Raw genomic sequence first — 24,878 nt, 5'->3', positions numbered from 1 at the left:
TTTGTACGTTAAAATACTACACTTTTCGAATGCTGCTTATGTCACTGAATAACTGCCGGATATCCTCACGCTGGCTCCACTGCTCCAGTGGTTGCGACAGTTTACGCCGCCAGTTTGGATACTCTGAACTGGTACCGGGTACATTTACCGGCTGTGTCATTTCCAACGCGTCTTCCAGTTGCAGACAAAGCAACTGGCTAGACGTTGCTGCCAGATGACGCTGCAACGCATAGTTAAGTGTTTTATCCATGCCAAGATGCTCACTACTGCGCGGATAATCGTGTGGTAAAACGCCGTCGCCGCCAATGCGGTGTCCATGCAAAGAGTCGAGAATACGCTGTTTATTTGCATGGCGCTCAGCGTACAGTTGCTGCAACTGCACATCATCCTGATATAAGCCCAGCTCTTTGCCTAAACGCAAGTCGTCACAGTGCCAGAAACCAATCAAGGTCGGCAAATCATGCGTGGTCAGTGTCGCCATTGCCTGCTGCGGATAATGCTGTGTTGAGATGTAACCACCATCAGCAGCAGTTTCAAAAAAGAACACCCGGTAAGAATACACGCCATAATCAGACAGCAGTTCTCGAATACCCTCTGGCACAGTACCTAAATCTTCGCCTATCACCACCGCCTGATTACGCTGACTTTCCAGTGCCAGAATACCAAGCAGATCCATAATCGGGTAATAGACATAGGCACCGCCGGCTGCAGTTGCGGCACTTTTGGGTACCCACCATAGGCGAAGCAATGCCATAACGTGATCAATACGCAGTGCACCTGCGTGCTGCATATTGGCATGCAACAAGTCGATAATCGGCTGATAAGCCTGCTTGTACAATTGATAGGGATACATCGGTGGTAGTCCCCAGTTCTGGCCTGCAGGCCCAAGCGGATCAGGCGGAGCGCCTACACTGGCTTGTCGGCAGTATAATTGGGGATTTGACCATATCTCGGTTGACGCTTCACTAACGCCTACGGCTAAATCGCGGTATAGCCCCAGCAGCATACCGGCATTTTTGGCTACCTGTTGTGCCTGCGCTAATTGCTGCTGTGCGATAAACTGCAGGTAACAGTAAAAATCCAGCTCTGCGCTGTGTTGCTTGCTAAATTGCATAACCGCGTCTGACGCCGGGTCACGATATTGCTCCGGCCAGTTTGGCCAGCCCCAATAATCGCTGTTCTGCTGATATAAATGGGCGTGCAAAGCATCATATAACGCCAGTTGCAGTAAACTATCACCGCCTTGCAGCTTAAACTGCTTAAATGCTTTGTTTATATCTTTGGCTGTAGTGCTTTTCTGCTCACTAAACCACTGATATAAGCTTTTCATTGCGGGCAGCTTTAATTGCATAACGCCGCTGTAATCTACGTAATCTTTACTACGCTGCTCACTGATCTGAGATACAAAGCCCGGTGCTTCAACCAGTGCTTTGGTACGGCTGCAATTGGCAAAGCCCGGCATTGCCTCAACGTCAATGTAACTGATATTCAGCCAACGCCGTGATGACGGGCTGTAAGGGCTGGCGCTTTCCGGCATCGCAGGATACAGCGCGTGAATTGGGTTCAACCCGATAAAATCAGCGCCAACGCTGGCCAGATAGCTAAGGGTATTACCCAGATCGGTAAAATCCCCTATACCCCAGTTACGGTCAGAACGCAGTGCGTATAGCTGCAACGCTATACCCCATTGCTTATGCCGCGTAAACGGCTCTGGTTGGAAGCAGCGCCCGGGCGTAATAATCAGCCGCTGCTGCTCAGTACTCTTCGCAATAGCGAGCTGATGGTAACCTGCCGGCAATTGCCATGGCAGTTCATGCAGATACTGGTGGTACTCAACATCATCAAGCACGATAACCTGAGTCAGCTCACCGTCTACAGGAGTAAGGTTGCAGGTGTAATGCTTGCCATCCTCACAGGTAAGCTGCAGTGCAATAACCGTGTTTGCCTGCTCCAGAGTAACCTGAAGCGATAACTGCAGCGGTTCGCCAAGGCGCTGCACCGATACCTGTTGCAAAGGCTTTTGCCAGAAATCCAGCTGCCTGGAAAGTAATTGCAACCGCGCGGTATCGTCATCTTCAGTGTCAAAGCCCTGCGCTTTTAACAGTTCCAGCTGTTGTGGCTCGCTAACCCGGATCGGCTTACCCCAGGCATCGTTAAATTCGGTTTCAATGCCACAAAATGCGATCAATTCAGCCAGTAAGGCGGCGTCCATGATAAATCCTTATTATTGTCAGTTGGCTACCGCTCATTCTAGGCGTCATCGCAGCTAATGTCATTGTTCATTTATGTCATTTAATTACATAAATACCGGTTTTATAGCGTTTTAAACTTGAAAAAGCTGCAGATTAATGTAATTTTACTACACATATTATTCAGTTCAGTTTCATAACAGCTATTTTGACGGGGTATGTATGACAATTCGTGTTGCAATCAACGGTTTTGGTCGCATTGGCCGCAACGTGCTGCGTGCTTTGTACGAGAGCAGCAAAAATTACGACATTAAGGTAGTAGCGATTAATGATTTAGGCGACGCCGCCATCAATGCCCATTTACTGAAGTACGACACAGCACATGGTATTTTCGCTGCTAACGTCGAGCATAGTGACAAAGCTATCTATGTAAATCAGGATGAAATCCTGACACTGAGTGAGCGTAACCCGGCTAACCTGCCCTGGCAGCAACTTAAAGTAGATGTGGTACTTGAATGTACAGGGCTTTTCACTGATCGTAAAAGTGCTGGCGCCCACCTTGAAGCCGGAGCGAAAAAAGTTATTATTTCTGCACCAGCCAAGGATGTTGATGCAACAGTGGTATATGGTGTAAACCATCAAATTTTAACGCCGCAGATGAACATTATTTCAAATGCTTCCTGCACCACTAACTGCCTTGCCCCAATAGCCAAGCCATTAAATGAAGCACTGGGTATTGAGTCAGGCCTGATGACCACTATCCATGCTTATACCAATGACCAGCGCTTAAGTGACGTGTATCACACCGATGTACGCCGTGCACGTGCAGCTGCCATGTCAATGATCCCAACAAAAACCGGTGCCGCTGCTGCGGTTGGCCTGGTTGTGCCTGAGCTGGTAGGCAAGTTTGATGGTTTAGCCGTACGCGTACCTACCATCAACGTATCATTAGTGGACTTGAGCTTTATCGCCGGTCGTAATACGTCTATTGATGAAGTGAATGACATTATCCGCAAAGCCTGTGCGTCAGGCCCTATGGCAGAAGTGTTGGCAGTAAACGATTTACCGTTGGTATCAGTCGATTTTAACCATAATCCGAAATCTTCTATCTTTGATGCGACGGAAACTCGTGTTAATGGCCGTTTAGTTAAAGTAATGAGCTGGTATGACAACGAGTGGGGTTTCAGCAACCGTATGCTGGATAACACGGTTGAATTTATGAAACACGCCTGAAGCATTGCATGCTAAAACAGCCAGCTTTAAGCTGGCTGTTTTATTTTGGCCCCCCACACCTAATATCAGGAGCCTAACTTTTGAACAGTTCTATCTCCGCGCAAACCGGGTTTGCACATTTAACTGACCTGCCCTGCATCTTGTTGCAATATGGCAATGCCACTGCAGTGATCTCATTATATGGTGGCCAGGTCTTATCGTACCGGCCAGCACCCGATGTGGACAAACTTTGGCTATCTCCTTTAGCGCAGTGGCATAATCAGACGCCTATTCGCGGTGGCGTACCTGTATGCTGGCCGTGGTTTGGTCCTGCGGATAGCAGAGTCAACCCCAAACAAAACAAACTCTCTAATCATGGTGTGGTACGGACCAGGATGTGGCAGCTGGTAAATCAACACACAGATGACAGCCAGGCCAATGCAACACTTGAAATTACCGTTGAAGATTTGCCACACCACGCTGGCGAAGTCACATTACAATTGCAGGTTACTTTAGATAGCAGTTTAACTATTAACTTGTGTTGTAACACATCATTACTGCAGCAAGCCGCGTTGCACAGCTATTTCGCTATTACAGAATTAGCACAAACCCGGGTACAGCCTTTACCCCGGCAATACAGCGACAAGGTAACGGCAACGACGGTAGCTGACGCTTCAGAGCAGGCAATTTTTAATGCTGAAGTTGACAGAGTGTACCCCCAGCCCGTCACCAATTTGCAGCTATTAATGCCAGACTCAGTCGTTAATCTGAATCAACACGGGCAAGATGCAACAGTGGTATGGAACCCATGGGTTGAGCGCAGCCGGCAGATAACAGATCTTCGTGACGACAGCTATCTGGAATTTATTTGTGTCGAAACAGCCAGACTGCAGCTGGACGAAGCTGCGCCACTCAACCTGACGCAGCAAATCAAAGCAGCAACCTGACGTGGGTTCAGGAGTCGAGGCCTTTTAAAAACTGTTTCAAATCCTGCTGCGGGTAGCCAAGCTGCCCCAGCATTTCAGGCACTTCATCCATTGGCAAGTAAACATTCTCGAAATGCTCAACAATGCCGTTTAAATCAGCACCTTGCTCTTTTAATCTCTGGGCAGTTGCCAGGTGTATATTGCGCACAAACTCACTGGTCATTTTGATCACTCCAATTTATTTTGCTGTGCGATACTGGCTATTTTTTAATCACAATTCAAGCGAAAATTATCCGTTTTAGCGCCAACTGGAATGAAACTGTTGTTTTAGCAATCGTTTTTTTCCATCAGTCAACGTCAATTCCACTTGCACTTGCCACAACATCTTCGGATCACTGCACGCTCCAAGCAAAAATTCTGCCTGCCAGGCAGACTCATGCCGGCTGAACTTCAGCGGCACCCGCCCCATATACATCGATATACCACTGATTTCTCCGGTTATTTCAGCTATACCTTCACCGTAAACCTGCAACCGAAGCGGAGTTTCAACCGGAGCGTCAGCCGGAGTAAGCTGCAGCTGCACACTCGCCTCATCAATTAACAAACGCGATGAGATGGGAGCTTTGTCAGCCGGCTGGCATCCGCTGACTGCACAAATTGCCAGTAAAACCAGATAAAATAGCCGCATGATTAACCCGATAACGCTAAAAAGTTTGCGTATTGTATGTTGTTTTGCGGAAAAGCTTCAAACAGCAGCTAGAATTGGTTAATTATTAATCTTTAACTTTGTTCTAAATCATAAAACGGGCTGTTTTGCCTATCTTTTCGAAGGTAAAACCCTTAATATGCAGCCCCAAATTGGTAGCTAAAACATTGCATTTACTGGGTGTATTAGCTGTCTATAACAAGAATGGCTGTTTACCAGCCTGTATCAGTAACCAGCACAAACTGCAGCGGAACTCAACATGAGCCAGACCAATTCGTTAAATGTTGACTACAACTATAGCGTTGTCCGCCTGTTTGCTTTAACTACAGTGCTTTGGGGTATTGTAGGTATGGCAGTAGGCGTGTTAATTGCGGCCCAGTTATACTGGCCGGCATTAAACTTCGATACACCTTGGTTGACCTATAGTCGCCTTCGTCCTTTACATACCAATGCGGTTATTTTCGCTTTTGGTACCAGCGCCCTGTTTGCTACCAGCTATTACATAGTGCAACGTACCTGCCAGGTAAGGTTGTTTGCAGAAAAGCTGGCCATGTTTACATTCTGGGGCTGGCAAGCGGTTATCGTTTCGGCGATTGTGACGCTGCCGCTGGGCTTAAGCAGTTCAAAAGAATACGCTGAACTGGAATGGCCAATTGATATTCTGATTACACTGGTTTGGGTGTGTTACGCCATCGTATTCTTCGGTACGCTGGTAAAACGTAGAACCAGCCATATTTATGTGGCGAACTGGTTTCTCGGCGGTTTTATTCTGACCGTTGCAGCTCTGCACATCGTCAATAGTATGGCGATACCCGTCAGTGCCTTTAAATCGTACTCAATCTATGCGGGTGCCGTAGATGCAATGATCCAGTGGTGGTACGGCCATAACGCAGTGGGCTTCTTACTGACTGCTGGTTTCCTGGGTATGATGTACTATTTCGTGCCTAAGCAGGCTGGTCGTCCGGTTTATTCTTACCGTTTGTCAATCGTGCACTTCTGGGCACTGATAGCGCTATATATCTGGGCCGGTCCACACCATTTACACTACACTGCCCTGCCTGACTGGACACAGTCATTAGGTATGGTGATGTCAGTCGTGCTGTTTGTGCCTAGCTGGGGCGGGATGATCAACGGTATTATGACGTTATCCGGAGCCTGGCATAAGCTGAAAACCGACCCTATCTTGCGCTTCCTTATCGTATCTCTGTCATTCTACGGCATGTCAACGTTTGAAGGCCCGATGATGGCGATCAAGTCTGTAAATGCGCTGTCGCACTACACTGACTGGACTATCGGCCACGTACACTCTGGTGCACTGGGTTGGGTTGCAATGATTTCTATCGGCGCGATATACCACCTGATCCCTGTGCTGTATAACCAGGGCCGTATGTACAGTATTTCTCTGATTAACACCCACTTCTGGCTGCATACTATCGGCGTGGTGCTGTATATCGTAGCAATGTGGATTTCGGGTATTACTCAGGGCATGATGTGGCGCGCAGTTAATACTGACGGCACCCTGACGTACAGCTTTGTACAAAGCCTGGAAGCGTCTATGCCATTTTATCTGATGCGTTTTATCGGCGGTGTGTTTGTCGTGACCGGTATGCTGTTAATGGCATACAACGTATACAAAACCGTACGTGCAAAAGATGAATCGTTACAACCTGTACCGGCAGCGGCGTAAGAGGTAAATCATGTCGAACAAGAATCATCATGACAAAATTGAACGCAGCGTAGGTCTGTTAGCTATTTTGACCATCGTTGCGATCAGCTTCGGTACTTTGGTACTGATCACCCCGCTGTTCTTTATGGATGAAACGACGCAACCGGTAGATGGTATGGCGCCCTACACTGCGCTGCAGCTGGAAGGCCGCGACATCTATATCCGTGAAGGTTGCGTAGGCTGCCACAGCCAGATGGTACGTCCTTTCCGTGCAGAGGTTGAGCGTTATGGCCACTACTCTGTAGCAGGTGAAAGTGTTTGGGACCATCCTTTCCTGTGGGGTTCCAAGCGTACAGGTCCTGATCTGGCGCGCGTTGGGCAGCGTTACAGCGATGACTGGCACTTTGCTCACCTGATGGATCCGCGCTCTGTGGTACCACAGTCAAATATGCCAGGCTTCCCATGGCTGAATGAAAATATTCTCGATGGCAAGCACACAGCTAAGAAAATGGAAGTGATGCGCATGTATGACGTGCCATACACGGACGAAGATATAGCAGGTGCAGCGGATGCCGTGAAGGGTAAGACAGAGATGCAGGCGTTGATTGCCTATCTGCAGTCCCTTGGCACACATTTGAAGTAATACTCATGGAATACGCAACGTTACATAGTATTTTTACCGTGATTTTGTTTGTCGGCTTTGTCGCCTTCGTAATCTGGGCATACAGCAAAAAGCGTAAATCTGATTTTGATCAGGCGGCAAATCTGGTTTTTGACGACGAACAGAAAGCACAACAAAAAAACAAACAGGAGTCGGATCATGAGTAGCTTTTGGAGTGCTTGGATCATAGTGTTAACCCTGCCGGTGCTGATTGGCTGCGCCGTGCTGTTGAAATGGAACCTCACCAACCACGTAGGCGTGCCGGAAGATCAGAACACCGGCCACGAAGTAGACGGTATTGAGGAAATCAACAACCCTTTACCGCGTTGGTGGACCTATATGTTTGTCCTGACGCTGGTATGGTCAGTGTACTATCTGGCGGCTTACCCGGGGCTGGGAAACTGGAAAGGCTTTTTAGGCTGGACCAGCTCAAATCAGGGTGTGAAATCACTGGAAGAGTCTCGCCTGGCTGCTGAACATGCCAGGGCAGAAGGCTTAAACGTGCAGCTTGACCGTGAAGTGGTCCATGCGCAGGAAGTATATGGCCCGATTTTCGAGCAGTATGCGAAGCGTGATGTACTGGATCTGGCGTATGATGACGAAGCTATCAAAATTGGTCAGCGCTTGTTTTTACAAAACTGTGCTCTGTGTCACGGCTCAGATGCGCGCGGTCAGCAAGGCTTCCCTAACCTGACAGACAACGACTGGCTGTATGGTGGCTCACCGGACAAAATCAAAGAAACACTGCTATACGGTCGTAAAGCAGCAATGCCTGCCTGGTTCGACGCTTTGGGTGAGCACGGCATAAAAGAAATGACAGCTTACGTATTGAGTTTATCAGGCCGCGCAGTGAATGATCGTGACGCTGAAGCAGGCAAAGCTAAGTTTGCACTGTGTGCAGCCTGCCATGGTGCCGACGGCAAAGGCAGTGTGGCGCACAATCTGCCATTTGGTGCACCTAACCTGACAGACAATATCTGGTTATACGGTGGCTCTGCAGATACTGTTGCTGAAACTCTGACCAAAGGCCGTAATGGCGTCATGCCGGCATGGAAAAATGTACTGGGTGAAGACAAAGTACATATTCTGACCGCTTATGTATACCGGTTATCAAACCCGGATAAGCCTGACGCTCAACAGTAATCTGGCAGTCCGCAAAAGAATAAGCCCCTGTTTGGGGCTTATTTCTATGTTTAGAGGTAGCGATGCAGCACGACACTAAACCCTGGTATAAGCAGCTGTGGCCATGGCTGTTAATTGCTATCCCGGTTTTTACCGCCCTAAAAGCAGTACACACCGTTTTTATTATGCAGCAAAACTCTCCCGATCTGGTCGTAGACGATTACTACAAAGAAGGCCGGGCAATTAATATGCAACTGGCGAAATACCGCGAGGCTGCACTGCGAAATTTACAGGCCACTATTCTGATTGCAGGTAACAAAGCCATAGTGCGCTTTGCTGAAAATGCTGTGCTTGAAGGCGAAGTGCATCTGGATTTTTATCACCCTACCCTTGCCGCGCGTGATTTTGCTCTGGATGCAGAGCGTAGCGGTGAATTACTGTATGTCGCTAATTTACCGCTATCGCCTACAGGAAAATGGCAGCTGGTAGTATCAGATGCCAGTAAAGAATGGAAACTCAGGGCAGAGCTGCACCTACCTGCGGCAACCGAAATTAAACTTGGCTATTGAGTAGGGTTTTCTCAGTGACTGCTGAACGTTGTTTTCACTGTAATGAGCCGATACCGGACGGTTTTAACTTTACGCTTTCTTTTGATAATCAGCAGCGGCAATTCTGCTGTGCCGGTTGTCAGGCCATCGCAGACACCATCATATCCAGTGGTCTGAGCGATTATTACCGTTTTAGAACTGAACCTGCCAGCCGTTATGCGCTGCCAGAAGAACTTGCCGATACACTGGCAGAGTACGATGCGCCCGATGTGTTGGCCGATGTCAGTGTACAACAAGGCGATTTAACCGAAATATCATTATCCGTCACCGGCATCAGTTGTGCAGCCTGTGCCTGGTTGATTGAAAAACAACTGCGCCAGTTGAATACCGTTCATCAAGTCACGGTTAATTCTGCCACACAGCGCTGTCACTTGATCTGGCAGGCTGATAAAACGCCACTTAGCGTTATCCTCAGCAAGCTTGCAGCTATCGGCTACCAGGCCAGCCCCTTTGTAGCTGACAATGAGGAGCAAGCATTTAAAGCAGAACTGAACCGGTTTTTAAAGCGACTAGCCGTGTCAGGTATCATGACTATGCAGGTTATGATGTTGGCGGTTGCACTGTATTTTGGTGACTACACCGGCATTGAAGCCTCACATCAGGGCTATCTGCGCTGGATTAGCCTGGTGCTAACCTTGCCGGTAGTGCTATACGCTGCGCTGCCATTCGTGCAAAGCGCCTGGCGCGGTATCAAAGCCCGCCAGCTGAATATGGATGTACCGGTCAGCTTAGCGGTGTATTACACCTTTTTTGCTTCAGCTTACGCGACGATATTCAGTACCGGCGAAGTCTATTTTGAATCTGTATGTATGTTTACCTTTTTACTGCAGCTGGGTAAATTTTTTGAATATCGCGCCCGCTCCCGCGCCCGGGATGCCACCAGCAACCTGTTGAAGATTATGCCTGTTGCGGCAACGCTGTTACAGGATAATCAGCCGCAGGCTGTTTCCGCCAAAAGGCTCAGAGCCGGTGATGTGATACTGGTAAAACCCGGTGAAACCATCGCAGCAGATGGCGTTATTATCAGCGGCAACAGTTCGACTGATGAGTCCATGCTAACAGGCGAATACGCTGCCGTAACAAAACAATGTGGCGACAAAGTGCTGGCAGGCACTACCAATCATGATGGCTTGCTGCAGGTTAAAGTGAGCCAGCCTCTGGCAGCATCACATCTGGGACAGATTATCGCACTGCAGCAAAGAACATTAAGTCAGAAGCCAGCAGTACTGCAAAAGACCGATCAACTGGCGCGCTATTTTGTTGAACGCTTATTAGTGATAGCAGTAGCAACTTTTGCGCTATGGTACTTCTGGCTCGACGCTGACCGCGCTTTTTGGATCACGTTGTCGGTGCTGGTTGCTACCTGTCCCTGTGCACTAAGCCTGGCAGCCCCGACGGCGGTTACCTGCGCGCTGGCCAGCCTGAACCGGCGCGGCATTCTGATAAAGCACTCAACGGTACTTGATGTGCTGCCGCAGCTAACCCATCTGGTTTTTGATAAAACCGGCACCCTGACTGAAGGTCGTTTTTCTGTCGCCGAGGTTAAAATCAATAGCGCTGAGTACAGCCGTGCAGATGTGCTGAACCTGATAGCCAATATAGAACAATTTTCAGAACATCCGATTGCCAGAGCTTTTAAACCCTATCTTTGCGCGCCTCTGCCATTAACTGAGACGGAGATCAGTGTAGGCGCCGGTATTCAGACAAATTACAACAGTATGCCCGTCAAAGTTGGCAGTTTGGCTTTTTGTAAACTCAGTACGTCATCAGATGCAATGGTGTTTCTGACAATAAACGATATATGTATCGCCGAGATATGGTTACAGGATGCGGTACGCCCAGAAGTACCTTCGCTGATTGCGCGGCTGCGCACAGCAGGCTACAAGCTGGTAATGTTGACCGGTGACAACTCAGCACAGGCACAACTGCTACAACAGCAATTGCAGTTTAATTTTATGCGTAAAGGGTGTACACCTGAGCAAAAAGTAACAGAAATCGAGCGTTTGGTGAACGACGGGCATAAAGTGCTGATGCTGGGCGACGGTATTAACGATAATCCGGCATTTCACGCAGCGCATGTGTCTGTAACGCTGGAGACTGGCAGTGACCTGTCAAAAAATCAGGCCGATGTGTTATTGTTGCAGCCCAGTATCGGTTTACTTGAACACCTGCTTACTGAAAGCAGTAATGCACAAAACGTTATTAAACAAAATCTGTATTGGTCCGCTGGCTATAACCTGATTATTATCCCATTGGCTGTTGCCGGTTTTGTTTCGCCTTATATCGCAGTGCTGGGTATGTCATTCAGCTCGTTACTGGTGGTATCAAACTCTTTAAGGCTACTTAAAAAATGAGTGTTATTTACGTCCTGATCCCAATCGCTATCTTGTTTGTTATCATAGGATTAGCGGTATTTTTCTGGGCTGTTCGCAGTAAACAGTTTGAAGATCTGGATAAGGAAGGTTTTAGTATTCTGTTTGATGATAACAAGCCGCAAAGTCGCAGCGCCCCTTCCGACGACGAACAGCAGCCACCTAGACAATGAACACCGATTTACTGGCAGCGTTGATTATCGGTTTGCTCGGTAGCAGCCACTGTCTGGTAATGTGTGGTGGTATTGCAGCCGCTTTGCAGCTGTCTATGCCGCAACAGTCACCACTGCAGAAGTTGCGCCTGCAACTGCTGCTAAGTTTAGGCCGGCTGACAACCTACAGCCTGTTTGGCGCAGCAGTGGGTTATTTTGGCGTTAGCGCTATGCAGGCTGCCGGTGTATCGTTACTTTGGCTACGTTTAGTTGCCGGTATATTGCTGCTAATGATGGCACTCTATATCAGCCGGTTATGGTTTGGCCTCATCCATCTGGAAAAACTGGGGCAACGATTATGGCGCTACGTACTACCGCTGGCGAAAAAATTGTTGCCTCTAAACTCTGGTATCAAGGCCTACAGCTATGGCCTGTGCTGGGGTGCCCTTCCCTGTGGCCTGGTATACAGCACGCTGGGCTGGAGCCTGGCCAGTGGCAGCATGTTACAGGGCGCATTAATCATGTTTAGTTTTGGTATCGGCACGCTACCGGCGATACTGCTCAGCGGCAGTGCGGCGCAACTGTTAAACAAGCTTAAAAATACTCCGTTACTGCGCTATATCATCGCCGCAGCTTTGGCTATTTATGCCAGCTATACGATTTGGCTTGCCATTCGCCGTCTGATTTTCTAACCTAGCCGTCGTGTACCGGTATTTAGCGTAAAGGATGTATCTATGCAACGCTCAGCGATCAATTGTCAGGACTGCGGTTTCAGTCAGTTATGTTTACCGTTTTCGCTTAACGACACTGAGCTGAATCGTCTGGATGATATCATCCAGCGTAAAAAGCCATTACATAAAGCCGATATGCTATTTGAAGCCGGCCAAACACAACGCTGCCTTTACGCGATACGTACCGGCTCGTTTAAAACCTTTACACTGACTGAGCAGGGCGAGCAGCAAATTACTGGTTTTCATCTGCCGGGTGATATTGTTGGTTTTGATGCTCTGAGCAACCAACAGCATCCTAGCTACGCCGAAGCGCTGGAAACGGCGATGGTGTGTGAAATTCCGCTGCCAAATCTTGAAACCCTACTTGACCAGCTGCCCCGGTTACGTCAGCAAATGATGCGCCTGATGAGCGAGGACATTCAGGCTGATCAGCAGATGATGTTATTACTAAACCGCAAAACAGCAGAGCAGAAACTGGCGACGTTTTTATCACAGCTGGCACAGCGGTACGCCAGCCGTGGTTTTTCCGGCAGCGAGTTTCGTTTGACGATGACCCGTAGCGACATTGGTAACTATCTGGGGCTTACGGTAGAAACCATCAGCCGTCTGCTCAGTAAACTGGACAAAGAACAGCTGATCCAGGTTAACGGCAAGCTCATCAGCATTAATGATAAAACAGCGCTGTCCAAGCTAGGTGCCCTTACCGCACATTGCTAATTAGTTCACTGTTCTTTGCGCCAGCGCAAGTAAGTCTGGGTCAGTTCACGTTATTTTGGCTACACTTAATGCAGTAACCGCAACGTGGAGCAGCTTATGTCAACTTACAGTAATGTATTGGTTGTACTGGATCCTACTGTCGACAAGCAAAAAGCACTTAACCGTGCAATAGAACTCGTCCGTTTACAGGGCGGTAAACTTACCGCTTTCCTGTCCGTCTATGATTTTTCTTATGAAATGACCACTATGCTATCCGGCGAGGAACGTGAATCCATGCGCCAGGCGGTAATAAAAGACCGTGAGCTGTGGATCAGTGATTATCTGGCCGCCGCACGCGCCGGCGGTGTGAATATCGATATCAAAGTGGTTTGGCACAATCGGCCATTCGAGGCCGTTGTGCTGGCAGTACTGGAAGACAATTACGATTTAGTTATAAAAGGTACTCATGACCACGATGTATTAAAATCGATGATTTTCACACCGACAGACTGGCATATTCTGCGTAAGTGCCCCTGCCCTGTGCTGTTAGTCAAAGATCACGACTGGCCGCAAGGTGGTAATATCATTGCAGCAGTCAACGCCGGCAGTGAACAGGAACACCATCTGGAACTAAACCAGAAAGTCACCGCGACTGCACTTAAAATGGCCAGCCTGTTAAATGCCCAGACTCATCTCGTCAATGCTTACCCCGGTACCCCGGTAAACATTGCCATCGAAATACCGGAGTTTAACCCGCAAGAATACAACAGCACGATGAAACATCATCATATTGAAGCCGTTTCAACATTAGCGAGCCAATATGATATTGATAGTGAACATTACCATGTCAAAGAAGGCATGCCGGAAGATGTGCTGCCTGAGCTGGCAACCAGGCTGGATGCTGAAATGGTGGTGATCGGCACTATAGGCCGCACCGGTTTATCCGCTGCGATTATCGGTAATACCGCCGAGCATGTGATTGACCGGCTGGATTGTGATGTATTGGCAGTAAAACCGGCTAATTTCGTCTGTCCGCTGCAGAAAGACTGAGATTTATTATTGACAGCTTTGGTATTGGCGCATGCTTCGTTATAATGTGCGCCATTTTCTTTAGTGGTACTTCTGTTTTATGACGCACGCAGCGCAAGCCAAAGCCCAATACAATTTAAATAAACTGCATAAGCGCCTGCGCCGGGGCGTTGGTCAGGCTATTGCTGACTTCAATATGGTTGAAGAAGGCGACAAAATTATGGTGTGCTTATCCGGCGGTAAAGACTCGTATACCCTGTTGGATATCCTGTTAAACCTGCAACAGTCAGCACCGATAAACTTTTCTATTGTTGCCGTGAACTTGGACCAGAAACAACCTGGTTTTCCGGCTGAGGTATTACCCGGTTATTTAAGCCAAATCGGCGTCGATTTTAAAATTGTTACCGAAGATACCTATTCTATCGTCAAAGAAAAAATCCCCGAAGGTAAAACGACCTGTTCACTTTGCTCCAGATTGCGCCGGGGCATTTTATACCGTACAGCAAAAGAGCTGGGGGCAACCAAGATTGCACTGGGCCATCACCGTGACGATATGCTGGAAACCTTATTTTTGAATATGTTCTACGGTGGAAAAATGAAGTCAATGCCACCTAAACTGGTTAGCGATAACGGCGAACATATTGTGATCCGCCCGCTGGCATACTGCAAAGAGAAAGATATTGAAAAGTATGCGCAAGCGAAACAGTTTCCAATAATTCCATGTAACCTTTGTGGCTCGCAGGATGGGTTACAGCGCCAGGTTGTCAAAGAAATGCTACAGGATTGGGATAAACGCTTTCCTGGCCGCATTGAAACCATGTTTCAGGCTATGCAAAACATAGTACCCTCACACATGATTGACACTAACTTGTTTAGTTTCGCTACATTAAGTAAAGATACTGAACTTAGCGAACGTGATACCGCCTTTGATAAAGCTGCTGTACCTGCCATTCCGGTAGGGTTAGAGCAGGATGATGACACTGCTGAACAGGACGGTACTGCCCGCCATAGCAATGTACAGATCATCGCATTAAGTTAGCCTGTGCAGGATTTAGTCAGCTTTACTTTGCAGTAATGGCAACAGGTACGCCGGCCGCTCGTTAAAAGACCAGCGGCTGTTTGCTGGCATAGCATCACTTAGTTTTATATAACAGCGCTTAGCTTTACACCTTGTACTGTCAGCAGCGGCCTCTTTGATATCTACCACAACAGTGTCAGAGCTAAATTCAGCAATAACCCCACTGACCGCCGGCAGCCAGTATTTACTGATCCCCGCCATATCATCCAGTAACAGGTCAAACTGCTGCTGATAATGTTGTAAGGTGGTAAGATCCAGTGACGATGGCAAGCGCATGCGCGAGCGCAGCCGCATCTCTACCTGACAAGCCTCAGCATTGTCGGCCTGACGCAGCAGTAAAACAGCATTGCTATCTTTTAACGCTTCATCATACGGCAGACTAAGCTCGCCGTTGCCAGCAATATCAACGGCAATGTCGTGCTGATCACTTACCAGCTTTAAACTATAAAACCGGCACGCCTTACCGCTTTTCACTCCGGTAAGTGCAAAAGCCAGAGTAATATCACTGTATTGCGGCTGCTGCAGTTTCTTCATCCTGCCGTAAAAACCATTATAGTTAAGCTGTAAATCAGCTGTAGCTGGCATCGTTAGCAACAACGCTGCCAGTAGAAACAGATAACGCATATTATTCTTCCAAAAGCTTGCGGTTAAACCGGATCATGCCGCTGATTTCAGCAATATATTCTTCGCCGCGCTCTGAGTACGCTCCTAAGCCGGCAGCCAGCGCCTCTCCCCGCACGGGTTTCCCCTCTTCGCGCAGTCTGGCACGAATATCACGCAGATGATCATAGGTATGGAAGGTATTTAAATTATAAAAATAGCTTTTTATACTGGCAGCAGGGCTATTGAATTTTGCTACTTCATGGTAGCTGCCTTCGACACGGGACTGCGGAACCATGCCACAACCCTCACGAAAACACCACTGACCGAAAAAGTTATAACCTTCAATCGCAAAACGGCTGGTCCCCCAGGCTGACTCATTCGCTGCCTGCATCAGCACCAGTGTATCCGGGATCACATCAACACGCTCTAACAGCTCATCCAACATGGTGATGTCACTTTCTGCAACATCCATACGAAACTCGTCATACAGACTGTACAAAAACGCATATTCCTCTAACGAAATACGCAGCCGCTTTTGCTTTTTGTCTCGAATGTCTAATAGCTGTTGGCGCAAAGACCGTAGCCGTGCGTTTTCACGTTTTACATAAGGGCGAAGATAGTTGAAAAACAGCCGTTTTTTTTCTGTCGTATCGGCGACACTGTCAAAGTCAGGTAACGAACTGAATACCGGCATCGGTTGCGTATAGGCAAGACGTTGCAGGACCTTCTTTTTATCAGCTTCGTTTAATGCAGTAAGGCGGCTGGGCTTTTGCCACTCTTCCAGGGAGTCAAGCTGCTTAACCGGCTCGAGCTCTGAAAACGGACTTAACGCTGCTGCCGCAACAACCAGCCAGAACACCAAAATACTTATTCGCTTTAATACCATCTGTCACCTGTGGGTTACCCTGCCTGCATAGCACCTTTGCTATGTTGATAACCGGTTCGTTACTACAAAACGTGGCTATTTTACCTGCCCCCGCAAATTTATACGATGAAAATGTGTTTTGGCTGCTTTTTTTGCTTAAAACAGCTTGATGGCCATTGCAAAGCAACATCAGTTATGTAAAAACTGTTCGCTCACAGCTATATAGCTGTCTGGACGGATAATACGGAGATAATAAGGTCGTTGTTATGAAACCCATTGAGCGCTCGACAAAATTAGACGGAGTCTGCTACGACATACGGGGCCCTGTCGCCAGGGAAGCAAAAAGAATGGAGGAGGAAGGCCATCGGATCCTGAAACTGAATATTGGCAATCCCGCGCCTTTTGGTTTTGAAGCACCGGATGAAATTCTTAAACATGTCATTCATAACCTGCCAACTGCGCAGGGGTATTCAGATTCTCAGGGCATATACAGCGCCCGTGTAGCTGTTGCGCAATACTACCAGCAGCGTGGCATTTTAGGCGCAGATGCCGACGATGTTTATATTGGCAATGGGGTATCTGAACTGATCCTAATGTCCTTACAGGCACTACTGAATAACAGCGATGAAGTGCTTGTCCCCTCTCCCGATTACCCGTTATGGACAGCTGCCGTTAACCTGGCCGGCGGAAAACCCGTACACTACCGTTGTGACGAGCAACAGGATTGGTACCCGGACCTTAATGATATTAAAGAGAAAATCAGTAAAAAGACCAAAGCCATAGTGCTAATAAACCCCAATAACCCGACAGGTGCGGTGTACGATAAAGCTTTCTTACAAGACCTGCTAAAAATTGCCCGCGAACACCGGCTAGTGGTATTGAGTGACGAAATCTATGACAAAGTGCTGTATGACGGCACCGAGCATGTCAGTACTGCGTCTTTAGCAGACGACCTTATTATGCTGACATTTGGTGGTTTGTCTAAAAATTACCGGATTGCAGGTTTTCGCGTTGGCTGGTTATTTATTTCCGGCGCAAAGCATCTGGCACAGAATTATATTGAAGGCTTAAATGTGCTGGCGTCGATGCGGTTATGTGCAAACGTGCCCTGTCAGCATGCCGTACAAACCGCTCTGGGCGGGTATCAGAGCATTAATGAACTTATTGTGCCAGGCGGCAGATTATATGATCAAATGGATTTGGCCCATAAACTGGTGACTGATATTGATGGTATCAGCTGTATGCGGCCTAAAGGTGCGATGTATTTATTCCCAAAGATAGATCGGAAGAAATTTCGTATCAAAGATGATGAGGTGTTTGTACTGGATTTTCTGCGCCAGCACAAAGTGCTGTTAGTGCATGGACGCGCCTTTAACTGGCCAGAGCCGGATCATTTCCGTATCGTATTCCTGCCACACAAAGAGCAGTTAGCAACGGCCATAGGTAAGCTTGCACAGTTTTTGCCAGGTTATAGCCAGTGACGGAAAAGGCAGCTAAGCTGCCTTTTTCTAGTTCAAGTCGTTATCTACCCAGAACTTGGTACCTTTAACGGTTGCCTGCAGCGCAAGGCCAGCTTCCGTAAACTGATAAATACTCACATCATCGACACTGGCTTCAGCCCCAACAGCGCCGCCCTTATCACCGGCTTTTGCAGCCGCGTCAGCCTGAGCACCAAACGCCCAGCCATGGTCAATAAAGCGTTGCAGGGCTTCCGGTGTATGAAACACCAGCACCAGGCGGAAATCTTTCACGCCAGCGCCCAGACCAAGACCCAGTTCGCCCATTTTCATGTACGTCTCTTTACCGGTACGGTTGTTATGTACAATGCCGTACCCGCCACCCACGCTTGCCAGAATAAGGTTTACATTGGCATTGCTGAACGTCGCATAGCCGGGTGCCCCCTCCACTTCAGCACGGGCGCTGGATTTTTCACGGTATAGCTGAGATAGCACATCAGAGCGCATCTGATGAATTGCATTGCGTTGCTCGGCGGCCGTCGCGTTCACACCACCGGCGCAGCCCTGCACTAGCGCAAACAGTGAAAACAGCAAAATAGCCAGTATTTTCTGATAAGATTTCATCAACATAGCTTACTCCTTGAAAGGTTCTCAAACAGTGTAGCTGGGTTTGCTGAAGTATCACTTAACCACAGCGCCGGTATCACGGCATTCTTCACCACTGATTTCAAATTCAACGGTAGTATGGCTGAGGTTGTAAGGTGCCAATAGCGAGGCGATGCGTTTTTTGTACGCCAGCTGCTGTGACAGATCTGCCGGTGTAGCAATTTCAACATGCATCGTCAGTACGTGCTGTTCACCGTCCAGCGACCATAAATGCACATGGTGTAACGAGTTAACGAAATCCAGTTCAGCCAGTTGGCTGGTAATAGTTTGCTGTAACTTCGGATCTGGCGACACCTGTAAAAACAGACTTAATGTCTGGCGCAGGTTTTTAAGCACATTAAATAAAATAAACACGCTAAAACCAATACACAGCGCCGGGTCCAGCCAGGCCCAGCCGGTAAAATACATTGCTACAGCACCAATCAGCACCGCTACCCAGCCTAATACATCTTCCAGTAAATGCCAGCTGAGTATTTTTTCATTCTGCGTTTTACCACTGCGTAAACGCAGTACGGCAACACCATTGATTGCTATGCCAAGGATAGCCAGCGCAAACATGCCGCCGGTATGCGGTAATTGTGGCTGCCACAAGCGGGGAATCGCTTCAGATAGCACCCAGGCAGAGCCAGACAACAAGATCAGGCCGCTTATCAGCGCACTTAACAAAGACCAGCGCCTGAAACCATAGCTGTAGTGTTCTGTAGGCTGCTTTTTTGCAACCTTACTGGCAATCCAGGCGAATGCGATTGCCAGACTGTCTCCCAAGTCATGTATGGCATCGGCAATAATGGCGACGCTATTGGTTAAGATACCGCCAGCTATCTCAATCAACGCGAAACAAAAATTAAGCCAGAACGCCAGCGCGATATTGCTGCTTTCACTGTAATGATGTGAATGAAAACCATGATGGCTATGATGATCATGCGCGTCGTGCTGATGAGAGCTGTGGCTGTGCTTGTGATGATGTGCAGATGAGTTATCACTACGTTGTTCAGATGCTGTCATTTATATCCTCTCCACTGCCGCAGTTCCTGCCATAGGTGCTCTGAGCATAAAAGTAATAACGTTTAGGGACAATCCGCACAGCAGGTCTTAACATAATTTCTTGTTTCGCCTGCAATAACACAGTAGTCTTGTCGCCATATATAGCCGTCCATACTGCTGATAATAATTAATGATCACTGACTTTTCTTTGCAACAGGCATTTGAAAGCCTGACCACTAAAATCGCTGCCGTTGTATTCTATGCATTTGATATTAACAATATCAGTGTACCTCTGGTATTGGTATGGCTGATTTGCGGAGCACTGGTGTTTACCTGCTACCTTGGCTTTATCAATGTGCGTGGTTTTACACATGCGATCAGTTTACTAAACAATAACCAGCGTAGCGGCGCTAAAGGCGAAATTACGCCGTTTCAGGCGCTTAGTACAGCACTTTCCGGAACAGTAGGTACAGGTAATATTGCCGGCGTGGCTGTTGCAATCAGTTTAGGTGGCCCGGGCGCAACTTTCTGGATGATCATGGCGGGCATACTGGGGATGTCAACAAAGTTTGTCGAGTGTACGCTTGCAGTGAAGTACCGCCAGATCAACGCCGATGGCTCCGTATCCGGCGGGCCTATGTACTATATCAAAGCCGCGCTCGACAAATACAATCTGCCTGTCGTCGGCAGTGTGCTGGCGCTGGCGTTTTCTGTGTTTGTTATTTTTGGTTCAGCCGGTTTTGTTCATGTCAATCAGGGCTTTGTGCAGCTAAAAACGGTTACCGGCTTCGATAATGCCTGGCTGTTTGGTGTAATTTATGCGCTGCTGGTGGCCGCCGTCATTATTGGCGGTTTAAAAAGTATCGCCCGGGTGACCAGTAAACTGGTGCCTCTGATGTGTGGTATCTATCTCATTGCCGCACTATTTGTTATGGCCACACATGCCAGTGCAATACCAGCCGCATTGTGGCTGATTGTACAAAGCGCATTTAGCCCTGAAGCGGGCTATGGTGGCTTTATTGGCGTACTTATCCAAGGGTTTCGCCGCGCTGCCTATTCAAATGAAGCGGGCATTGGCTCTTCACCTATAGCCCATGCCGCAGCTCAGGTTAAAGATCCGGTCAGCCAGGGCTTTGTTGGTTTGCTAGAACCGTTTATTGACACAGTAGTTATCTGCACTATTACCGCTTTGGTTATTATCCTGACCGGCGCTTATCAGCTGCCAGGCCTTGATGGTGTACAAATCACTTCAGGTGCGTTTGCTTCAGTATTCAGCTGGTTCCCATGGGTATTGATGGTGGCTTTACTGCTGTTTGGTTTTTCAACGGTTATAAGCTGGTCGTACTATGGCCTGACCGGCTGGCGCTATATTGTAGGCCACAACAAGCATTTGACTCAGCTATATAAAGTGCTGTTTTGCTTAATTGTTTCAATAGGTGCCGTGCCAAACATGATGGCGGTATTTAATTTTATTGATTCGATGATTTTTTTAATGGCCGTACCCAATATTCTGGCATTGTATTTATTGTTACCTGAAGTAAAAGCCGATCTACAGCGGTACTGGCAAAAAACAAAGCAGCCGCATTAAGCGGCTTGCTCTACAGCAGCAATACTGGCTTTAGCCGTTTTGCTGGCGGCAGGTGCTTTGTCAGCTTTCGCAGCCGGCTTTTTCGCACCAAGCGCTATTAGCAAATCGTCTTTATGCTGTGCCAGGTACAGAGCCAGAGCCTCTGTCTGCTTTTCATTACTCATCAGCTCAGTCGCAGTTAAAAAACTACTCAGCTCATCTGCAGTATCAAGCATTTTGTCATAAGCATCGGCTTCGGCTTTAGAGGTAAAGGTCATCTTCTCTGCTCCGTTACGTTCTACTACATACTTTATAATCACAGCCATAGTATTTCTCCCTTGTTCAGAATACTGTTATTTTATACAGTATAAATATACAGCTGTCTAATGTTTTATTGCCACTTTTGTCTACTCGAACTTTGGCACCGATTGGCGTAATATAAAAACCAAAAGCAAAACCGCCCATGACTGCTTAGCAGTTTGAATTATCAAGGAATAGTATGGATTTTTCCGTATGGTCTGAACGACGCTCAGGTGCCACTGATAGCAGACCGGGTGATCAGCGCACACCATGGCAACGCGACCGGGCCCGTATTCTTCATTCCGCTGCTTTTCGTCGCTTACAGGCAAAAACTCAGATCCTGGGTATTGGCCAGAACGATTTTTACCGTACCCGCTTAACGCATTCTCTGGAAGCGTCCCAAATTGGCACTGGCCTGGTTAGCCAGCTACGCAGTAAAACGGCGGCAGACCTATTACCTATTTTGCCTCAGGATGCACTGATGGAGTCGTTGTGTCTGGCGCATGATATCGGCCATCCGCCTTTTGGTCACGGCGGTGAAACGGCGCTGAACTATAAAATGTTGCAAGACGGTGGCTTTGAAGGTAATGGCCAGACACTGCGTATTGTGGCAAAACTTGAACCTTATACCCAGCAGCATGGTATGGATTTATCCCGCCGAACTTTACTCGGCCTATTGAAATACCCGGTATTGCAGCCATCACTGGCCAGTACAACACTGCCGCAGCAAAACCCGCTTAACTTAACACCCTGGAAACCAACTAAAGCCATTTTTGCTGCTGATGCCGATATCCTCGATTGGATCCTCAGTCCGCTTAGCACGTCAGACCGAGTATTATTTCAAAGCACCGAACAGCTGACCGAGTCCCCTTTTATAAAATCACGCTATAAGTCGCTTGATGCCTCCATCATGGAGCTTGCCGACGATATCGCCTATGGCGTGCATGATTTGGAAGACGCCATAGTGCTTGGCAATATTAGCCAAAATCAGTGGCAACAACATACAGAAGTAGAATGGGCAGCGCTTTCAAGCGATTTAAAGCAGATGATGCAGCAAATAAGCACAGCGCTGTTCAGTAACCAACATCATTTACGTAAAGACGCGATAGGTTCACTGGTGAATCTGCTTATCAGTTCGGTCGGCTTGGCTGAAGTCCTTCCCCAGGCGAAGGAGCCACTGATCCGGTTTAACGCCGTATTGAGCAAAGAGCCGCAAGCCATTTTGCATTGCCTGAAACAGGTGGTCTTCCGCTGTGTTATCGCCCGGCCTGATATTCAGCAATCGCGTTTTCGCTGCCAGAATATGCTGATGGCTTTGTTTGATGCATTTTCATCGGACCCGTCACGTTTATTACCTGCTAATACCCAGCAGCGTTGGCAACAAGCACCAGCGCAGCTTAAAACCCGGGTGATATGTGATTATATATCCGGCATGACCGATGACTACGCAGAGCATATGTATCGGAGGCTGTATGCAAATAGCTAAATTTTATCAGGCAGGGTAAGAGTTTTGTCACAACACGTATTACGGGTATTAGCCGGACCGACTGCCCTGGCGCAAATCAGGCAGCATGGCTTTAACCAGGCCGATTTTAATGTCATGGTAGGCGCCAGCGGTGGGCCAAAATGGTTTTGCCTGTACGGCCTGGACCAATACTTATTTGGCAGTTTCTTCCGTCAGCGCATTACACCTCTGCATATTCTTGGCAGCTCTGCCGGTGCCTGGCGTTTTGCCTGTTTTGCTCAGGCAGATCCGGTAGCCGCTTCCAGGCGCTTTTGTCAGGCATACAGCCACATCACCTATCCTAAATACGCTGATACGGCACTTATCAGCGAAATTTCTGCCCGTATTATCGACGATGTATTCCCGTCCGAACAGGAGGTTCAGCAGGTACTTGATAATACCAATATAAAGCTGAGCCTCGTGGTTGCAAAAGCACAGCGTATCTCGTCAGCACGACACAGGTTGCTGCAAGCTGGCGCCCTGACGCTGGCAGCAGGTGCTAATTTAGTCAGCCGCCGGCACTTACGCCACTTTTTTGAACGCGTGTTGTTCCATGTCTCTGGTGAAATGTCACCGTTTCACAATGCAGGTTCACTACCAACAAGGCATGTTGAGCTTACTGCAGCAAACTTAAAGCAAGCTGTGCTGGCCAGTGGCTCTATCCCTATGGTGCTCAATCCGGTAGAGAATATTGCAGGTGCTGGCCCTGGGCTATATTACGATGGAGGCGTAACCGACTACCATTTCGATTTACCTTTCAGTAACGAGGGTCTGGTATTGTATCCTCACTTCTACCCCTATCTGACGCCGGGCTGGTTTGATAAAGCGCTGAAGTGGCGCAGAGCAAACCCCGCACATTTGCATAATGTGGTCTTGCTCTGCCCCAGCCCATCTTGGGTGCAGTCACTTCCTTATGCAAAAATACCGGATCGAAATGATTTTAAGCTACCCGACACTGCCAGAATAAACTACTGGCAGACTGTGATACAGCGTTCTGAAGAACTGGCAGACGCTATGCATCAGGGGAAATTCACACTCGAGGCGTTGTAATAAAGCATATATTGTTCAAAATTAAAGCAATTAAACGTACCGGTTAAAGAACCAGCTATAATCTGCCGGCTGGTTCGGGTTACACTTGCGTCACGTTTAGTTTACCAAACAAGGATGTACAATGCCTTCCCGTGATCCTCTGATGAATACAATACAAACTTGTGACATTACACAAGAGCGCAGAGTCCGCAAAAAAATTGCGTTGCAACAAGGTGAGATTTCAAACCTGAGCTTCTGGATAAGCCAGGTTTCAATGATTATCGCCACCGTGTTAGGTGTCTACCTTGCTGCTCAGCAAGGTTTACAACAGGCGGTTATGTTTGAGCAGATCCAAAGCGATAAAAATAACTACTACCTTCGCATATCCCTGCAGCAGGAACTGACTGATAACTTACAGCTGATCCGCGACTATACCGAGCAAATAAAAGGCGCTGGCGCCCACACCATTAAGCGTTACCCATTACAACTGGACACCTTTGTATGGGAAAGCATGAAGTACTCGCCCGCGACTTTGGAAACACCACCATCTCTGTTAAGTGCCAGCCGGCAGTTTTATCGCCAGGCAAACGACATTTACCAGAAGATTTACAGCAGTTTTTATTACAGTACTTATGGCTCAAAGTTACTGCTGGAACTGGTTGATAAGATGGAAACTGATGTATTGCCTAAATTCGAAGCCGACACGCAGAAACTTAAGCAAACGCTTGCTCAGCAAAACATTGAGGTAGAGTAGA

At 48.0% G+C, this 24,878-nt stretch carries 26 protein-coding genes; 18 read left to right on the top strand and 8 right to left on the bottom strand.

What is annotated here, in order from left to right; all coding sequences use genetic code 11:
* Positions 1 to 16: 16 nt before the first annotated feature.
* Positions 17 to 2,212 carry a 4-alpha-glucanotransferase gene (malQ, locus tag AC5SV9_RS19295; protein ID WP_475150638.1) on the bottom strand — a complete coding sequence of 732 codons (2,196 nt, stop codon included), beginning with the start codon at positions 2,210 to 2,212 and terminating at the stop codon, positions 17 to 19.
* Between the two features lie 199 nt (positions 2,213 to 2,411).
* On the opposite strand from malQ, the gene gap reads away from it, so the two are divergent.
* Entirely contained in the window at positions 2,412 to 3,422 is a 1,011-nt protein-coding gene (gene gap, locus AC5SV9_RS19290; RefSeq protein ID WP_134055018.1) for a type I glyceraldehyde-3-phosphate dehydrogenase, read from the top strand.
* 80 nt (positions 3,423 to 3,502) lie between these two features.
* Entirely contained in the window at positions 3,503 to 4,348 is an 846-nt protein-coding gene (locus AC5SV9_RS19285) for an aldose epimerase family protein (RefSeq protein ID WP_475150641.1), read from the top strand.
* A gap of 7 nt (positions 4,349 to 4,355) precedes the next feature.
* Here the strand turns inward: AC5SV9_RS19285 and AC5SV9_RS19280 are convergent, their stop codons facing one another.
* Both AC5SV9_RS19280 and AC5SV9_RS19275 read right to left on the bottom strand, forming a co-directional pair.
* On the bottom strand, positions 4,356 to 4,550 hold the full coding sequence (locus tag AC5SV9_RS19280; protein ID WP_134055022.1) for a hypothetical protein: 195 nt from the start codon (positions 4,548 to 4,550) through the stop codon (positions 4,356 to 4,358).
* Positions 4,551 to 4,625: 75 nt separating this feature from the next.
* A complete protein-coding gene (locus AC5SV9_RS19275) occupies positions 4,626 to 5,015 on the bottom strand; it encodes a hypothetical protein (RefSeq protein WP_475150643.1) in 390 nt (129 codons plus the stop codon).
* Positions 5,016 to 5,292: 277 nt separating this feature from the next.
* Between AC5SV9_RS19275 and ccoN the strand changes: the two genes are divergently transcribed.
* From ccoN to ttcA, 11 genes are all read left to right on the top strand, one after another.
* Positions 5,293 to 6,720 (top strand): cytochrome-c oxidase, cbb3-type subunit I, encoded by a 1,428-nt coding sequence (gene ccoN / locus AC5SV9_RS19270; protein ID WP_134055026.1) that lies wholly within the window; start codon positions 5,293 to 5,295, stop codon positions 6,718 to 6,720.
* A 10-nt stretch (positions 6,721 to 6,730) separates the two neighbouring features.
* On the top strand, positions 6,731 to 7,342 hold the full coding sequence (gene ccoO, locus AC5SV9_RS19265; RefSeq protein WP_134055027.1) for a cytochrome-c oxidase, cbb3-type subunit II: 612 nt from the start codon (positions 6,731 to 6,733) through the stop codon (positions 7,340 to 7,342).
* A 5-nt stretch (positions 7,343 to 7,347) separates the two neighbouring features.
* Positions 7,348 to 7,527 carry a cbb3-type cytochrome oxidase subunit 3 gene (locus AC5SV9_RS19260; RefSeq protein WP_134055030.1) on the top strand — a complete coding sequence of 60 codons (180 nt, stop codon included), beginning with the start codon at positions 7,348 to 7,350 and terminating at the stop codon, positions 7,525 to 7,527.
* Positions 7,520 to 8,503, top strand: coding sequence for a cytochrome-c oxidase, cbb3-type subunit III (ccoP, locus tag AC5SV9_RS19255; protein ID WP_475150646.1), 984 nt, complete (start codon positions 7,520 to 7,522; stop codon positions 8,501 to 8,503). Before AC5SV9_RS19260 ends, ccoP begins: the two co-directional genes overlap by 8 nt.
* 62 nt (positions 8,504 to 8,565) lie before the next feature.
* Positions 8,566 to 9,051 (top strand): FixH family protein, encoded by a 486-nt coding sequence (locus tag AC5SV9_RS19250; protein ID WP_134055034.1) that lies wholly within the window; start codon positions 8,566 to 8,568, stop codon positions 9,049 to 9,051.
* Between the two features lie 14 nt (positions 9,052 to 9,065).
* On the top strand, positions 9,066 to 11,444 hold the full coding sequence (locus AC5SV9_RS19245; protein WP_475150648.1) for a heavy metal translocating P-type ATPase: 2,379 nt from the start codon (positions 9,066 to 9,068) through the stop codon (positions 11,442 to 11,444).
* Positions 11,441 to 11,635: a cbb3-type cytochrome oxidase assembly protein CcoS gene (gene ccoS, locus AC5SV9_RS19240; RefSeq protein WP_475150650.1), complete on the top strand. Its 195-nt coding sequence runs from the start codon at positions 11,441 to 11,443 to the stop codon at positions 11,633 to 11,635. Before AC5SV9_RS19245 ends, ccoS begins: the two co-directional genes overlap by 4 nt.
* Positions 11,632 to 12,306 (top strand): sulfite exporter TauE/SafE family protein, encoded by a 675-nt coding sequence (locus tag AC5SV9_RS19235; protein ID WP_475150652.1) that lies wholly within the window; start codon positions 11,632 to 11,634, stop codon positions 12,304 to 12,306. The genes ccoS and AC5SV9_RS19235 overlap by 4 nt, the downstream gene beginning before the upstream one ends.
* 42 nt (positions 12,307 to 12,348) lie before the next feature.
* Positions 12,349 to 13,062, top strand: a complete 714-nt coding sequence (fnr, locus tag AC5SV9_RS19230; RefSeq protein ID WP_134055042.1) for a fumarate/nitrate reduction transcriptional regulator Fnr — start codon at positions 12,349 to 12,351, stop codon at positions 13,060 to 13,062.
* Positions 13,063 to 13,158: 96 nt separating this feature from the next.
* A complete protein-coding gene (uspE, locus tag AC5SV9_RS19225; RefSeq protein WP_475150654.1) occupies positions 13,159 to 14,091 on the top strand; it encodes a universal stress protein UspE in 933 nt (310 codons plus the stop codon).
* 79 nt (positions 14,092 to 14,170) lie between these two features.
* Positions 14,171 to 15,109, top strand: coding sequence for a tRNA 2-thiocytidine(32) synthetase TtcA (gene ttcA, locus AC5SV9_RS19220; RefSeq protein ID WP_475150656.1), 939 nt, complete (start codon positions 14,171 to 14,173; stop codon positions 15,107 to 15,109).
* A 12-nt stretch (positions 15,110 to 15,121) separates the two neighbouring features.
* Here the strand turns inward: ttcA and AC5SV9_RS19215 are convergent, their stop codons facing one another.
* Both AC5SV9_RS19215 and AC5SV9_RS19210 read right to left on the bottom strand, forming a co-directional pair.
* Complete coding sequence (locus tag AC5SV9_RS19215) at positions 15,122 to 15,772, bottom strand: DUF2987 domain-containing protein (RefSeq protein ID WP_475150658.1); 651 nt, start codon at positions 15,770 to 15,772, stop codon at positions 15,122 to 15,124.
* A gap of 1 nt (position 15,773) precedes the next feature.
* Entirely contained in the window at positions 15,774 to 16,637 is an 864-nt protein-coding gene (locus AC5SV9_RS19210; RefSeq protein WP_475150659.1) for a glucosaminidase domain-containing protein, read from the bottom strand.
* 245 nt (positions 16,638 to 16,882) lie between these two features.
* Between AC5SV9_RS19210 and AC5SV9_RS19205 the strand changes: the two genes are divergently transcribed.
* Complete coding sequence (locus tag AC5SV9_RS19205; protein WP_475150662.1) at positions 16,883 to 18,097, top strand: pyridoxal phosphate-dependent aminotransferase; 1,215 nt, start codon at positions 16,883 to 16,885, stop codon at positions 18,095 to 18,097.
* Positions 18,098 to 18,124: 27 nt separating this feature from the next.
* Here AC5SV9_RS19205 and AC5SV9_RS19200 read toward each other — a convergent pair whose 3' ends face one another.
* Both AC5SV9_RS19200 and AC5SV9_RS19195 read right to left on the bottom strand, forming a co-directional pair.
* On the bottom strand, positions 18,125 to 18,703 hold the full coding sequence (locus AC5SV9_RS19200) for a lipid-binding SYLF domain-containing protein (RefSeq protein WP_475150664.1): 579 nt from the start codon (positions 18,701 to 18,703) through the stop codon (positions 18,125 to 18,127).
* A 51-nt stretch (positions 18,704 to 18,754) separates the two neighbouring features.
* Positions 18,755 to 19,744 (bottom strand): cation diffusion facilitator family transporter, encoded by a 990-nt coding sequence (locus AC5SV9_RS19195; RefSeq protein WP_475150666.1) that lies wholly within the window; start codon positions 19,742 to 19,744, stop codon positions 18,755 to 18,757.
* A 169-nt stretch (positions 19,745 to 19,913) separates the two neighbouring features.
* On the opposite strand from AC5SV9_RS19195, the gene AC5SV9_RS19190 reads away from it, so the two are divergent.
* Positions 19,914 to 21,311, top strand: a complete 1,398-nt coding sequence (locus AC5SV9_RS19190; RefSeq protein ID WP_475150668.1) for an alanine/glycine:cation symporter family protein — start codon at positions 19,914 to 19,916, stop codon at positions 21,309 to 21,311.
* On the opposite strand, the gene AC5SV9_RS19185 is transcribed toward AC5SV9_RS19190, so the two are convergent.
* On the bottom strand, positions 21,308 to 21,616 hold the full coding sequence (locus AC5SV9_RS19185) for a YebG family protein (protein WP_134055059.1): 309 nt from the start codon (positions 21,614 to 21,616) through the stop codon (positions 21,308 to 21,310). The two genes, AC5SV9_RS19190 and AC5SV9_RS19185, sit on opposite strands and share 4 nt — an antisense overlap.
* 173 nt (positions 21,617 to 21,789) lie before the next feature.
* Between AC5SV9_RS19185 and AC5SV9_RS19180 the strand changes: the two genes are divergently transcribed.
* The 3 genes from AC5SV9_RS19180 (at position 21,790) to AC5SV9_RS19170 (ending at position 24,877) form a co-directional block, all read left to right on the top strand.
* Positions 21,790 to 23,076, top strand: coding sequence for an anti-phage deoxyguanosine triphosphatase (locus AC5SV9_RS19180; protein WP_475150672.1), 1,287 nt, complete (start codon positions 21,790 to 21,792; stop codon positions 23,074 to 23,076).
* Positions 23,077 to 23,100: 24 nt separating this feature from the next.
* Positions 23,101 to 24,144 (top strand): patatin-like phospholipase family protein, encoded by a 1,044-nt coding sequence (locus tag AC5SV9_RS19175; protein ID WP_475150674.1) that lies wholly within the window; start codon positions 23,101 to 23,103, stop codon positions 24,142 to 24,144.
* 142 nt (positions 24,145 to 24,286) lie between these two features.
* Positions 24,287 to 24,877, top strand: coding sequence for a hypothetical protein (locus AC5SV9_RS19170; RefSeq protein WP_475150676.1), 591 nt, complete (start codon positions 24,287 to 24,289; stop codon positions 24,875 to 24,877).
* The last annotated feature ends 1 nt before the right edge of the window (position 24,878 follow it).

It is taken from the genome of Rheinheimera sp. ATLC3 (assembly GCF_059429535.1).
This window is presented reverse-complemented; position numbering and strand designations above follow the sequence as displayed.